This is a genomic window from Niallia sp. FSL K6-0212 (assembly GCF_038007605.1).
Classification (GTDB): Bacteria; Bacillota; Bacilli; order Bacillales; family Cytobacillaceae; genus Niallia; species Niallia circulans.
Genome location: NZ_JBBOXL010000001.1, coordinates 2,219,504 through 2,233,111, shown reverse-complemented (window position 1 = coordinate 2,233,111; position 13,608 = coordinate 2,219,504). Strand labels below are relative to the sequence as shown.

The following is a 13,608-nucleotide window of genomic DNA, read 5'->3' as shown; positions in this document are numbered from 1 at the left end:
CAACTGCTTTAGGCAAAATTTCCATTTTGCAGAAGAACTTTATGTAATTTTTCTTGACACTTTTTTTGATAAGAATGCTTATAGAGTTTACTACTATTGAATTTCCCAATACATTGTCGGACATCCTTATCGTGAATAATTAGCCCTCTACACTCTTCATCATTAAGGTAATTTCGGAACCATTGATGTTTTTTTAGATGTTTTACATTTCTGCATACCTCTTCTTCATCAACCTTTAGAAAAGGTATATAAACTGCAAGATTTAATAAGTCGAGTAAAATTCCCAATGCTTTACCTCCCTAATAATTAATAATTAGTTAATAAATGGTACGCTTATATGGAATAAAAAGTTTCACCTTATGCAATTTTTAGCTGTCCTAATTCTCAACCGATATTTGGCCAATACGTATTCTGTGCTCCGGTAATTCTGCACAAACTATGCTAATTTTGACCCACACCACGGACAAAATTCAATTTCAATACTTGAAGTACCTCCATCATGTATAATCAATCCGTAGTCATGATCCTTTTCATCGAATAAAATTAATTTATCTGGACAGTCATAGGGATTTTCATGAATATCACACTTGAATGTTGCATGATACCCCATCTCCCCACAGCAATCCATATTCCTCTTTCTCATCTCCTTGTAAACCATTAAACACCTGTACTAAATGCTATCAGGCAAATGATGTTTGTACATTTCTAATGCATCATTATGGCCCTTTAGCACATTTATTGTTTTGGGATTTGGATGAACATAAATAACGGGATAGTCCTTTTCATCCATTTTTTCGTTAATTGTAAAAGCTAACTTTTCTTCCTCTAAGGAAAATTGTGCATCAATGCCAGCTTTGTTTCCACGAGCATCTAATCGTATCCATTTATTTAGAGATTTTAAATAAACGGCATTTAAAGCATGTAGACAATATCCTTTTTCTGGAGAGTCAAACAACATCAATCGCTGATAACAGAAGCCTGTTGGAATATGCTGAGAACGTAATAAAGCTGCTAATAAATTTGCTTTTGCATAACAAATTCCTTCTTTGTACTTCAAAACATCGGATGCCTTACAAGTCACACGTTTCCCTTGAATATCCCAGGAGTGACCTATTTCATCACGGACGAATTCAAAGGCTGCTTTGGTTTTTTCAATTTCTGTTTGAGTTGAATTAAATAGGTCCTCTCTTTTCTCTTTAATGATTGGATTAGAATAATCCACTTCCTTTTGTTCAGATAAGTAATCTGTTAATTGGCCGGACTCACAAATCAATTTCATTAACTCCATCTCCTTTAATCTATGTATAAAAATTTACATATACGTATTATTATACACTTGATTTAAAACAGAGTTAAAGATGTACTATAAAATCGCAACATTATTATGCCAATTGGAGAAAAAGAAAAGACCAAATCACAAATGATCTGGTCAGCTAAGAAGTATTAGTTGGAATATTTTCTCCCCAATAGGAACAGCTTATTCCAATGTTTCCATTCTTTTATGAAAATAAATCTGAAGATAAATAACGTTCTCCTGTATCAGGTGCGATACATAACACTTTAGCAGTTGATGGCAGTTCACTTGCTATTTGCACAGCAAAATGTGCGCTAGATGCACCCGATGCCCCTACAAAGATTCCTTCTTCCGCTGCAAGACGTCTTGCCATGACTTCTGCATCATGATCTTTTATTAATAAGACTTCATCAAAAATGTCTCTGTTCAAGATTTTCGGTATAAATCCTGGGCCTGTTCCTGGAATTTTATGAGGGCCTGGTTTACCTCCTGATAATACTGGAGAACCAAATGGCTCTACTACATATATTTTTATGTCTGTAATCATTTTCTTTAATTCTTCTCCAACACCAGTAACTGTTCCACCTGTGCCAGCTGTCAAAACAAGTGCATCTAGCTTTCCTTCAAACGCTTCAAAAATTTCAACAGCAGTAGTACCTCGATGGGCATCAGCATTTGCTGCATTTTCAAATTGCATGGGAATAAAGCTGTCAGCAATATCTATAGCTAAACGATTGGCTTCATCAATTGCCCCTTGCATTCGTCTGTTACCTGGGGTTAAATATACCTCTGCTCCATATGCCTTTAATATTTGGACACGTTCTTTTGTTGCATTATCTGGCATTGTAATGATACAACGGTATCCCTTTACGGCAGCAACCATGGCAATTCCTATCCCTGTATTACCTGAGGTCGGTTCAATAATGGTGCTTCTTCCCGGGATAAGCTTTCCCTCTTTTTCGGCACGCTCAATCATATTTAAAGCCGCACGATCTTTCACACTTCCCCCTGGATTAAAAGATTCTAATTTGATAAAAACCTCTGCTCCAGTAGTATTAGGTATTTTATTCAATCGTACAGTCGGTGTATTGCCAATTAATTCAAGTACAGAATGGTAAAGCTTCATTTTTCTTTATTCCTCCTATAATTTCCGAGCATATTTTTCAATTATATTACTCATCTCCTCTACCTTGGATGTCACTTTATCTGCATAGGTAAAGTCTCCATAGCAATAGGGATATCTAAAATTTAATTTGTCATTATTACATGTATAAATGTCTGGTGACCGTTCGACCATATATTCTGAGTATGTTTTGGCTGATTCTTCACTATGTTCGACTTGATTATTGCTGACAATGAAATCAATATAACCAGGTCCCATATTATAGCTTTGGATGATTGCTTCTATATCTACTCCTTGCTTTTGCCCATACTTGTACACTTCTGCAAAATGAAATACTCCTTGCTTAATGCTCTCGGATGGATCTTCAATTGCATTTCTTTTCAGCCCTGCTGATTCAGAGGACTGCATGGGATCATTTCCTTTTCCGCGACTTTCTTGATCCATGATAGCAAGTAAAACAGGTGCCAGCTCTTCTGCATTTAATTCATTTTTTTCCAGTTGAGTGGCGATTTCTGGTAAATATTTCAACAATCTTTGTTCTTTATTTTGCTTAATTGTAGTAGAAGCAAATAAATAGCCAAAATATATAACTAATATTAAGACAATAATTGTATTTGTTGTAGTTTTCCTTCTTCTTTTCATCCCTATCCCTCGTTGACGCTTAAATATCAATTAAGCGTTTCGTTTTTGAACGTTGCATTTCCCGATACATTTATCCATTATACAAGAAACAGTGTCGAATTTCATTCCTCGTAAGAGAACTTTTAAATTCTCCCAGCTTTTAAAAGAAAAAAAGACTTAGCTGCGCAAACATACTATGCGCTCACTAAGCCTAACAGTTGAATCAAACTCTTTCAATAGAAGGTTTTCCAGCTTCGATTAATGCTTTGTCTTTTCCTAAGAAAATCGACAGGATCATAATAAAAATTCCTGTTCCTAATAATAACCATTCGACTTTAATAAAATCGGCAAGCGGTCCAAATATTAACATGCCAATTGGCATCATAGAGGTAGAAATCATCCCCATGACACCGAAAACTCTTCCTAAAAATCCTTCTTCTATTTTTTCCTGCAATAAGACGGTGGTTGGTGTATTAAAAATGGGCATTGCCACTCCGAATAGCGCCATAAATATTAAATAGATCCAAAAGAATGGAATCATCCCGAGTGCAAAAGTGCAAACTCCCATAATAATGCTTGCTAGGGTCATTGTTTTCACTTTATTCTCAAATCCACCCCATGCGGCAATGACTCCTCCGCCTACCATCATTCCAATGGAAAAAGCTATTTCAATGGCCGTTAGCCGCCAGACATCATCTCCAAAGCTGCGAGTAACCTGCAAAGGAGTTAAGAATGCTGCTGGTGCCATCAGCACAAAAAAGATGGAAAAATAAATAAAGAATTTTTTCAAAAAGGCATGATTATGGACATACTTCAGTCCTTCTTTAAAATCACTAAAATAACTTGTCGATTGTTCTAGCGATGCCTTTTGATGTGCAGGAATCTTTAAAAAGGCAAGCAAGGTAAAAATAGCAATAGCTGCCGTTATAACATCAATGAAAAAAATCGCTTCGATGGATGCCATCGTCAATAAAGCAGCACTAACCATCGGAGATATAAACATTATTACTGCCTGAATACTTCCATTAACACCATTCACTTTTGTCAGCTTATCTTTTGGCACTATTTGTGGCAAAATCGCCCCAACAGATGGCGTTTGAACACCTGTTCCAAACGCTCGAACTGCTGCCATCACAAAGAGCAGCCAAATGGAATCATATCCCATTAAAAAGAGCAGCGCCAATATTAATGTCGCAAATGCAATTAATCCATCAGATATCATAATCAAGAGTTTCCGGTTATAGCGATCGGCCCATACTCCAGCCACTGGCGACAAAAGAAACGTGGGAAGAAATCCACAAAGGATATATAATGTCATCATTAAACCGGATTCAGTGGTTAACGTTATATGCCACATAATAGCATATTGCACAAGTGATGATCCAAACAAAGATATCGTCTGGCTGCTAAGAAATAATACAATATTCCGATACCAATTTTCTTTATTATTAACTGTACTCATTTATAAACCTCACATTCTAATTTTTTGTCATGTGAATAAGTCTATCTATTAGAGCAGAAAAAAGAGCGAAGACTTGGTATCTCCCCTCTTTATTAACCATTATTAGGTTTCCAATAAACAGACAGACCAATCCCACTTCTTCTCAAAAGAAGACTATCCAAACGTATTTAGTTAACGATGAAATGTGGGAATCTTAGTCTCATTGATGCTGTCACAAGGAAAACCTCCGCTTCATTTATATTCCAATTAATCATAGCATATGCATCGCCTTTGCTACAATTTGCTTACAAAATAAATTTTTTTATTTCTTTATTTATGATTGCTGATTAAATTAGCCAATCATCTCTGCTTTTTGAGAAAAGATTTTCTTTTATCAGCCAAATTCGGTTTCTTTTCAGCTGAATTTTTCTTTTATCAGCCAAACTTGGGCGGGAATCAGCCAAACTCTCATTTTATCAGCCAAACTTGGGTGGGAATCAGCCAAACTTCCTTTTTATCAGCCAAACCTGTCCTCTTTTCAGCCAAACTTTTCTTTTTCTTATCAAAAGAATTTTCCTTCTTAATAACAGAAAAGCTAGTACTCTTCAGCCGAAAAGTACTAGCTTTTTTAGATTTCAACTAGAAATGATTATTTTGACAGATTCATTTTCATGCTGCTCTAATAACTCTCTAATATCGATATCATCGATAAAAAAATCATCTACATATTTCGTTCCTCTGTAGTAATGCTGCTTGCCTTCAAAGTAAAAAATATCAGCTGTTCCTTCATATGTATAAGTTTTCCCCTTTGCACAAACAATAGTAAGAATGATTTCTTTCCCATTGTAGCCTCTATAATACTGCGATACAGGGATATTATTAATAACTAATACATCTGAACCGATATCTCGTTGAATGACAACGATTCCTTCTAATTCCTTCATTTCTTCTTCCTCAATTATAAATACTAATTAGACTAAAATATATAAAAAATATCTCACAAACATTTTCACTTATTAAAAATCGTATTGGGCTTCCTTTTTCGCTCGTATTTCCGTATATGTCTCTGTTAATACTATTGTATCTTCCACTAATCGCTCAATGCGGAATAACACATCATCATCTATAATTTCTTTGCGCTGAAAATCTTTTTCCTCAATAAATACATATGTTTGAACAATCTGCGCTTTCATATAAGCCAAAATCGGTTTTAACTGCTGTTCTGCAATTAAATAATGTTTAGAAGAACCTGCCGTTACAATTATACTAACTACTTTATCGCGAAACGCATTTTGCGGCAATAAATCAAAAATGTTTTTCAACGTAGCAGGTATAGATGCTTGGAAAACTGGTGTGCCTATAATAATCGCATCTGCTTCCATCAATGTCTTGGTGACAAGCCCTGTGTCCCCTTCATATTCTAAATAGTTTCTCCCATCACTAAATTGGATATCATAATCCGCCAAATCGAGTAACGTTATCTCAATATCGGGATAATTATCCGCAATAGCTTTCATTGTGTAATCCATCGCTGTTCTCGTTTTAGATCCGACCTTTGATCCGGATAATCCAACAATTTTCATAATCTTATGCCTCCGATTTTTTTGTGTATTTTCTAATAGCCGGCAAAATTTCCGTCCCAATGATCTCCACATTTTTCATAACATTTTTAAATGGCATACCACCAAAATCAATTTGGGCAATATAGCGTTGATGATTAAACATTTCATGTTGATAAAGAATTTTTTCTATGATTTGCTGTGGACTTCCGATATTCATAATGTTATGCGGATCTACCCCTTGAGCAAAATGCTGTTTTGGGAAGCCAGCACCATTTGTTTTTTTCATACCTTCATTAATATGTGGGTACATATCTTTTAAAGCTTGCTGAGATGATTCTGCTGCATAGAAGAAGCCTGCTGTAGCCACTGGTAATTCAGCTGGATCAAATCCGCTGTTCCGAGCTGCTTCACGATAAGCATCTACTGTTCGTTTGAATACAGATGCTGGACCGCCTAAATGTGCCATAAACATTGGAGCTCCTGCCATTCCAGCTCTGATTGCACTTGCTGGTGTCCCTCCAACAGCACGCCAAATCGGAATAAAACTATTTTTAGGCCGTGGTAACACTCTGGCATTTCTTAACGGGGCACGGAATTCTCCATTCCAGTTCACTACTTCCTCTTCATTAATTTTCATTAATAACTCAAATTTCTCTTCAAACAATTCTTCATAATTACGAAGATCGTAACCTAACAATTCAAATAAACCGACTCTTGAAGCACGCCCAGCAATAATTTCAGCACGGCCTTTAGAAATTAAATCAATTGTTGCAAAATCCTCATATACCCGGACCGGATCTGATGTACTTATAATAGTAGAAGAGCTAGCGATTTTAATATTTTTCGTAGCTTGTGCAATAGCTGATAACACAACTGAATGCGCTTGTGTAACAAAATATTCTTGATGACTCTCTCCAACACTAAAGAAATCAAGTCCTGCTTGATCTGCTAATTTTGCGTATTCGATAATCTCATGTACACGTTCTTCTGCAGAAATTCGTTCCCCTGTTAGTGGGTTTGGTAAATGATCCCCTAATGTATAGATTCCAAACTCTAATCCTTTGCTTGGATCTAATCCGTATTTTTTCAATTTCTTCACCTTTCTTCTATTCAGCATTATTTAAACTATTCTTTAATTCCTCAGGCGATCTCTCCCAATAATCATTGTTAAAATCAACAAGGAACTTTTTTAACGACTGCTTGGAATCGTAATCCATATTGTCTAACGCAAATCTTCGTTTGATAGCTTTATCAAGGCTATTTACATGCTCTGGCATCGCCTTGTAGCCAAAACGTTTTCTACTTCCTTCTTTCATTTTCTTTGCTACCAAGATTTCGCAAGCACCAGCACCAGAATAATAAGCACCCTCTTCGTTTCTGTCCAACGCAATCCAAATAACCCAATATTTATGCGGATCCAAATCTAGTACTTCTTCTTTTGTCACATTCTTAAAAAATACTTTTTGTTCCACTTTACTCCTGCCATGCATAGCACCTATATCAATAAATACTTCCTGGCTTTCTCGATCAATAATGATTGGCGTTACATTCTCTAAGGAGATAGATCCTACACCATAGCCGCCATCACCTTTTGTCGGATCATTTCGCAAAATATTAAATTGTGCATTTTTTTTGGATGAACCTTCCTTTTTATTGTCCATATTTGAGTTTGCTCCTCCTTTTTATACAAGTCCCTTATGCTTTTTTCTTATTTAGACCAACTAGATAAGGTATTTTCGGAAAACTAACTTACCGCTTCAAAATGACTTGTCTTGATTGCTATATTAAGGGGAATGGCGTTTTATGGCAATTATTCTGTTTGTTGTTACTATAAATAAGGATTTTTGTATGCTCATTTAATTTATAGCTTGCCATCTTTAGAGTGTGGCTATGTATGAAGTTTGGATGGAATACAGTGGTCGGTGAATTTTTGAATTCAGGTGTTTATGAACACCAATTTTCCCTCTTGCTGACGAACTTTTGGCTTTCATCCTCTCCATGAACACCACTTTTCCCTCTTGCTGACGGTTTTTCGGCTTTCATCCTCTCCATGAACACCACTTTTTCCTCTTCCTGACGAACTTTTGGCTTTCATCCTCTTCATGAATACCACTTTTTCCTCTGGATGACGGTTTTTCGGCTTTCATCCTCTTCATGAACACCATTTTTCCCTCTTCCTGACGAACTTTTGGCTTTCATCCTCTCCATGAACACCACTTTTTCCTCTTCCTGACGAACTTTTGGCTTTCAGCCTCTCCCTGAACACCACTTTTCCCTCTTGATGACAGCTTTTTGGCTTTCATCCTCTTCATCAACACCATTTTTCCTCTTGATGACCAGGTTCTTGCTTTCATCCTCTCCATGTCAGCAGGCCCATTATTCTCTTTATATAGAAAGAAGTAAGTTTCTTCCCAAACAGAAGTGCATTTCTTTTTTATCTAAAGAGGACAGTTCTAATGCATCCAATTGGATACATAAGAACCGTCCTCCCTCTGTTTCCTTATGCTGGGTTTACTTCTAATTCTACTTTGATTTTGATATCTTTTCCTACTAGTACGCCGCCTGATTCTAATACCGCGTTCCAAGTAAGTCCAAAGTCTTCACGGTTAATTTTTGCTTCTCCTTCGAAACCGTAAACTTCTACGCCCCATGGGTTTGTGCCTTTTCCACCGTATTCTACGTCAAATGTTACTGGCTTTGTAACACCCTTAATAGTTAAATCACCTGTTACTTTATAGTCATCACCATCTTTTGTAATCGATGTTGATTTAAAATCAATTGTTGGGTATTTTTCTGTGTCGAAGAAATCTGCTGATTTCAAGTGATTATCGCGATCTTCACTATGTGTGTTAATGCTTGCTACGTCAAATTTAAATGCAATGCTAGCTGTTGTTAAATCTGCTAAATCTGCAGCTTCTACGTCTGCTGAGTAAGAATCGAATTGTCCCTTCACTTTTGAAACCATCATATGCTTTACTTCAAATCCTACACTAGAATGTGATTGATCTACTGTCCATTTTGCCATTTTAAAATTCCTCCATTTTCCTCTTATTATTTACTTTGAATTCAAGATATTTATTAAAAAAATTAGTTTCCCTCAATCTTATTGAATATTAAGGCAAACTTATTAGAGATATTCCTATCAAAAATACTTTGAAATAAATTATCTCTAATTAAAGATAATTTTACACACATCTATTTGTTTTGTCTACACTTTTGTGAAATTTTTTTCGGAATTTTTGAAAGAGGAGTTAAATTAAACTAATTCCAAAATATAGACATAATTTCATTAAATATAATTCAATCATCTATTTTAAAAATTCTCCTCAAAAAAAAACCCTTCCGCAACTGCGAAAGGGTCTTTTCAACTATTAATTTTATTAAATCTTTGAATATTTAACTTTTCTAAATACCAGGAATCCAATTCCGGCAGCTAATAATATTGCCCCAGCTACAATCATTGTATACATGTTTGTAGCTGTATTTGGAAGAGCATTTCCATCTGCATTGTTGTTTGTTCCTGGTGTTGCACCTTTATCTCCTGGAGTTTCTCCGTTATCTCCCGGGGTTTCTCCATTATCCCCTGGCGTTTCTCCGTTATCTCCCGGGGTTTCTCCATTATCCCCTGGCGTTTCTTCGTTGTCTCCTGGCGTTTCTTCATTATCTCCAGGAGTTTCTTCGTTGTCTCTTGGCGTTTCTTCATTATCTCCAGGAGTTTCTTCGTTATCTCCTGGCGTTTCTTCATTATCTCCAGGAGTTTCTTCGTTATCTCCTGGGATTTCTTCTTCGTCTCCTGGGGTTTCTGGCTCAGCTCCACGTAAATCGACAATTCGGCCTTCAAGAACAGGATTTACCTCTCCACGTAAATCGTCTACCATATAAGAGCATAATTGTTCCCAGTCAACTTCCCCAATGTCCTGTACCCGACCTTCTGCATAAGCATTAGCAAATACTGGATACCCATCACCGCCTTTAGCAGTAAAGTTATTTGTCGTCACAAGGTATCTTTGGTCTGGTTGAATTTCTTGAAATTCCCCATTTATATTTACATACATAGAAACAACTCTGGAACCTGAATCTTTAGTGCTATCATAACTATACTTCATACCAGCTATATGAAGGAAACCTCCATTTTCCGCTGGAGCTTGACTAACACTCTGCTCAAGAATTTGCTTGATTTCTGCACCAGTTAATTCTAACACCACTGGATCGTTTCCGAATGGAAGAACTGCAATGATTTCTCCGATAGTAATTGGACCTTCATTAATTGCTGCTCGAATTCCACCGCCATTTTGAAAGGCAATTACTGTTTTTGGATATTTCTCTTTTGCTTTTGCTAACATGGCATCTGTAACAAGATTACCTAACTCTGTTTCATTAGCACGTACACTTACCGTACTTCCTTCACCTAGACGAGGGTTTGCTAATGCCTTTAGTGCAATTGCTCCTGATTCCTGAGTAGAAAGCTGTGTTATTTTATCTTTATATGGAGCTAATATAGCAGCAGCTTCTGGATCTGCTTCTTTTTGTGAAGCATTTATTAGCTGTCCTTCATGCCCAGAAACAACACCATTCTCATCAAACTCAACCGCTAGTTTTCCCAAATATTGTGCATATTGGTATGCTTGAACGATAAGAGTTGGATCTTTCTCCACACCATTCTCATCTGTTTTAATAACGGTTGGCTCATCTAATTGAGTATGTGAATGTCCACCAACAATTACATCAATTCCATCTACATACTTGGCTAATTGTAAGTCATTTCCGAAATCAGGGTTACTATCATAGCCAATATGAGTCACCGCAATAATTTTGTTAATCCCCATATCTTCAAAAGTCTTAACTGCATTTTCTGCCTTTTTAATATAATCTAAAAATTTTACATTTACCGGACTAGAGATGTTTGCTGTATCTTCTGTTGTCAACCCGAAAATACCAACCTTTTCTCCGTTAATTTCTTTCACTATACCATTGAAAATTTTTCCGTCTTCTGGTGATGCAGAGAATTCATTCTTTTGCAGATCTTTCATAAAATCATCGCCAGAAAAATCAACATTAGCTGCAAGGAATGGAAACTTTGCACCCTTAACAAACTCTGCCAATGATTTATGACCATTCTCATTAGAACCTAAATCAAATTCGTGATTACCAAAGATCATCCCATCCAAATTCATCATGTTTAATAGAGCTAGGTCTGCTTTTCCACGATATTCATTGAAATAGAGTGTGCCGGAAAAAACATCTCCTGCATTAAATACTAATGCATTAGGATCTTCTGCCCGCACTTCTTTAATAGCAGTGATCATATTTGGCAGTAAATCGGCACGAGCATGCGTATCATTCATGTGCATAATCGTTAACTTAAAATGATTATTACTCTCTTCCGCGTATGTACTAGCTGGTGAAATAACAGATACTAATAGTGCTAATGTTGTTATGATGCTAAAAAGAAATGCAAAATGCCTCTTCCTGTTCATTTAAGCAATTACCCCCTAATTAGTTTCGTTGACTTAAAGCAAATAAAAATCAACTTTTCTCCCTTATTGTAGAAATTCTCTATTAACCTATGATGAAACGGTTGTAAATCTCTGTTAATCTAGCTTATCTACTTATTCATAAATTAAATACTTTCTTGAGATAGGTTCTCAACTTACATCCCGTCATTAAATGCCTATAACAGGACAATTGCACCTCCCAACCTTTTTCTATATTACTAGTACCTGTTAAAATCTCATCTTCCATATTCAGGAAAAAAGTAAATTTCCTCTTCGCGATTAATGAAACGGTAGAAGCTTTTATCAGGAATCCTATCTTTACAACTAGTATAGAAAAGATTGTTTGTATTTTCTACATTTTTTTCATTTTTTTAAGAAAACAGACGAAAAAAATACCCAAAAAGGCGAACATTCAATATATTAAATACTTTTCCTGCCAACTTTAGGACTTAAAAAAGATATCCTCTTATATACTAAAATATTCGCACCTTCCCGAAATAAGTGAGACTTGGACATAAAGGAGAAAGACTTGCTCAAATTTCGATAGATTATTATCTTCTATTTAGATGTTTTTTTGAAAAGTTAAGTTTTTTTAATCGAGTAGGAGGGAGTGATTAACTCCCGACCTCTCACACCACCGTACGTACGGTTCCGTATACGGCGGTTCAATTAAGATAAATGACGCAAGAATTTATAACGAGTTTGTAGACTTTTAAACCCTTGATTATTCCAATAGGAGATATCGAGGGTTTTATCTAATATAGGACTGTTCGAGACGCGCCAATAGCCCTTCCGGCTATTTCCCCATTCATAAGCCTTCCCTTTTGGGACACCTAGATGTATAAGGTTGCGAATCCTTGTCTTTGGTTTCTTCCAGTCTTTCCATTGGCACATGCGAAGTCTTCTTCGTATCCAACCATCTAATTTTATAAACAGTGATTTAGTATCCGCTAATGCAAAATATCCACACCAACCCATTAGATATTGGTTTAATTTCTCCATCCGACATCTCATAGAATAGGGCATCTTTCTGGAAGTGATTTCTCGTATTTTCATCTTCATTCGTTTTAAGCTTTCTTTTGCAATACGAATCTTTGGTTCTTTAGAAGACGTGAAGCTAAACCCTAGAAACTTCCGTTTCCATGGTCGATCTACTGCTGACTTCTTCTCATTCACTTTTAATCGAAGTTTCTTTTCGATGAATCGTTGAATGCTTGCCCTTGTTCGTTCTCCTGCCCGCTTCGATTTTACGTAAACATTACAGTCATCCGCGTAACGAACGAATTTATGCCCGCGACTTTCTAGCTCTTTATCTAGTTCATCCAGAACTATGTTAGAGAGTAATGGACTTAATGGTCCGCCTTGTGGCGTTCCTTTTTCTGTACTTGAAATAACTCCATCCATCATAACGCCCGCCTGTAAATATTTGCGGATTAACTTTATTAGTGGTTTGTCATTGATTCTTTTCGCAAGTGTACTCATGAGTCTATCATGGTTGACCTTATCAAAGAACTTCTCTAAATCCATGTCTACAACCCATCTATATCCTTCTTTTATATAACCCTTTGCTTCCCTTACCGCATCATGGGCGCTTCGGTTTGGTCGAAAGCCATAGCTATGTTCGGAGAACATCGGGTCATATATCTTCGATAATACTTGGGCAATGGCTTGTTGAATCAAACGATCTTTCACGGTTGGAATACCTAGTAGCCGAACACCTCCATCAGATTTCGGGATTTCGACTCTTCGGACAGGCATTGGCTCATAAGTACCCTTGAAAATAGCCTCTCTGATAGAATGCCAGTTTTCGACTATGTGCTGTCGTAGGATTTGTACGGGCATCCTATCTACTCCATGACTTCCTTTATTCTGTTCTACTCGTTTTAATGCTTGAAGCATATTTTCCCGTGACAGGATTTGATTTAAAAGCATCGTTATTCTTCCTTCCGTGAATAGCTTATCTTCTTATGCCAGTGGTCACTCCACCCTCCAAGAGATCCCCCACGGAATTCACCGTTTCCTTCCTCAAGTGAGGTACTATGTTTTCTGTGTTCCTCATGACCTACTGAAAG

At 36.6% G+C, this 13,608-nt stretch carries 13 protein-coding genes; all 13 read right to left on the bottom strand.

All coding sequences use genetic code 11. The annotated features are described in order from the left end of the window. Positions 1-8: 8 nt before the first annotated feature. Positions 9-287: a hypothetical protein gene (locus MHH96_RS10560; RefSeq protein ID WP_047942866.1), complete on the bottom strand. Its 279-nt coding sequence runs from the start codon at positions 285-287 to the stop codon at positions 9-11. A gap of 149 nt (positions 288-436) precedes the next feature. Then, the gene (locus MHH96_RS10555; RefSeq protein ID WP_047942894.1) at positions 437-643 is read right to left on the bottom strand and encodes a DUF6980 family protein; all 207 of its coding nucleotides are present in this window, start codon (positions 641-643) and stop codon (positions 437-439) included. 27 nt (positions 644-670) lie between these two features. After that, positions 671-1,279 carry a transglutaminase-like domain-containing protein gene (locus MHH96_RS10550; RefSeq protein WP_047942868.1) on the bottom strand — a complete coding sequence of 203 codons (609 nt, stop codon included), beginning with the start codon at positions 1,277-1,279 and terminating at the stop codon, positions 671-673. Positions 1,280-1,499: 220 nt separating this feature from the next. Beyond that, positions 1,500-2,420 (bottom strand): cysteine synthase A, encoded by a 921-nt coding sequence (gene cysK, locus MHH96_RS10545; protein ID WP_061800041.1) that lies wholly within the window; start codon positions 2,418-2,420, stop codon positions 1,500-1,502. A gap of 15 nt (positions 2,421-2,435) precedes the next feature. Next, on the bottom strand, positions 2,436-3,059 hold the full coding sequence (locus MHH96_RS10540) for a lysozyme family protein (RefSeq protein WP_053215709.1): 624 nt from the start codon (positions 3,057-3,059) through the stop codon (positions 2,436-2,438). Between the two features lie 202 nt (positions 3,060-3,261). After that, a complete protein-coding gene (locus MHH96_RS10535) occupies positions 3,262-4,500 on the bottom strand; it encodes an MFS transporter (RefSeq protein ID WP_047942872.1) in 1,239 nt (412 codons plus the stop codon). 614 nt (positions 4,501-5,114) lie between these two features. Then, positions 5,115-5,423 (bottom strand): hypothetical protein, encoded by a 309-nt coding sequence (locus MHH96_RS10530; protein WP_061800037.1) that lies wholly within the window; start codon positions 5,421-5,423, stop codon positions 5,115-5,117. 72 nt (positions 5,424-5,495) lie between these two features. After that, the gene (locus MHH96_RS10525) at positions 5,496-6,062 is read right to left on the bottom strand and encodes an NADPH-dependent FMN reductase (RefSeq protein WP_047942875.1); all 567 of its coding nucleotides are present in this window, start codon (positions 6,060-6,062) and stop codon (positions 5,496-5,498) included. 4 nt (positions 6,063-6,066) lie between these two features. Then, positions 6,067-7,131 (bottom strand): LLM class flavin-dependent oxidoreductase, encoded by a 1,065-nt coding sequence (locus MHH96_RS10520; protein ID WP_047942896.1) that lies wholly within the window; start codon positions 7,129-7,131, stop codon positions 6,067-6,069. Between the two features lie 16 nt (positions 7,132-7,147). Next, positions 7,148-7,702 carry a YwhD family protein gene (locus tag MHH96_RS10515; protein WP_047942876.1) on the bottom strand — a complete coding sequence of 185 codons (555 nt, stop codon included), beginning with the start codon at positions 7,700-7,702 and terminating at the stop codon, positions 7,148-7,150. A gap of 839 nt (positions 7,703-8,541) precedes the next feature. Continuing rightward, positions 8,542-9,066, bottom strand: a complete 525-nt coding sequence (locus tag MHH96_RS10510) for a YceI family protein (RefSeq protein ID WP_047942877.1) — start codon at positions 9,064-9,066, stop codon at positions 8,542-8,544. Positions 9,067-9,421: 355 nt separating this feature from the next. Then, the gene (locus tag MHH96_RS10505; RefSeq protein ID WP_047942878.1) at positions 9,422-11,518 is read right to left on the bottom strand and encodes a 5'-nucleotidase C-terminal domain-containing protein; all 2,097 of its coding nucleotides are present in this window, start codon (positions 11,516-11,518) and stop codon (positions 9,422-9,424) included. A gap of 687 nt (positions 11,519-12,205) precedes the next feature. Further along, a complete protein-coding gene (gene ltrA, locus MHH96_RS10500) occupies positions 12,206-13,468 on the bottom strand; it encodes a group II intron reverse transcriptase/maturase (RefSeq protein WP_047945094.1) in 1,263 nt (420 codons plus the stop codon). Positions 13,469-13,608: the final 140 nt, after the last annotated feature.

Excerpts from the sequence above, each read along its gene's own strand:
- MHH96_RS10530 (WP_061800037.1), bottom strand. The coding sequence starts at position 5,423 with ATGAAGGAATTAGAAGGAATCGTTGTCATTCAACGAGATATCGGTTCA.
- MHH96_RS10555 (WP_047942894.1), bottom strand. The coding sequence starts at position 643 with ATGAGAAAGAGGAATATGGATTGCTGTGGGGAGATGGGGTATCATGCA.
- MHH96_RS10540 (WP_053215709.1), bottom strand. The coding sequence starts at position 3,059 with ATGAAAAGAAGAAGGAAAACTACAACAAATACAATTATTGTCTTAATA.
- cysK (WP_061800041.1), bottom strand. The coding sequence starts at position 2,420 with ATGAAGCTTTACCATTCTGTACTTGAATTAATTGGCAATACACCGACT.
- MHH96_RS10515 (WP_047942876.1), bottom strand. The coding sequence starts at position 7,702 with ATGGACAATAAAAAGGAAGGTTCATCCAAAAAAAATGCACAATTTAAT.
- MHH96_RS10535 (WP_047942872.1), bottom strand. The coding sequence starts at position 4,500 with ATGAGTACAGTTAATAATAAAGAAAATTGGTATCGGAATATTGTATTA.
- ltrA (WP_047945094.1), bottom strand. The coding sequence starts at position 13,468 with ATGCTTTTAAATCAAATCCTGTCACGGGAAAATATGCTTCAAGCATTA.
- MHH96_RS10550 (WP_047942868.1), bottom strand. The coding sequence starts at position 1,279 with ATGAAATTGATTTGTGAGTCCGGCCAATTAACAGATTACTTATCTGAA.
- MHH96_RS10510 (WP_047942877.1), bottom strand. The coding sequence starts at position 9,066 with ATGGCAAAATGGACAGTAGATCAATCACATTCTAGTGTAGGATTTGAA.
- MHH96_RS10505 (WP_047942878.1), bottom strand. The coding sequence starts at position 11,518 with ATGAACAGGAAGAGGCATTTTGCATTTCTTTTTAGCATCATAACAACA.
- MHH96_RS10525 (WP_047942875.1), bottom strand. The coding sequence starts at position 6,062 with ATGAAAATTGTTGGATTATCCGGATCAAAGGTCGGATCTAAAACGAGA.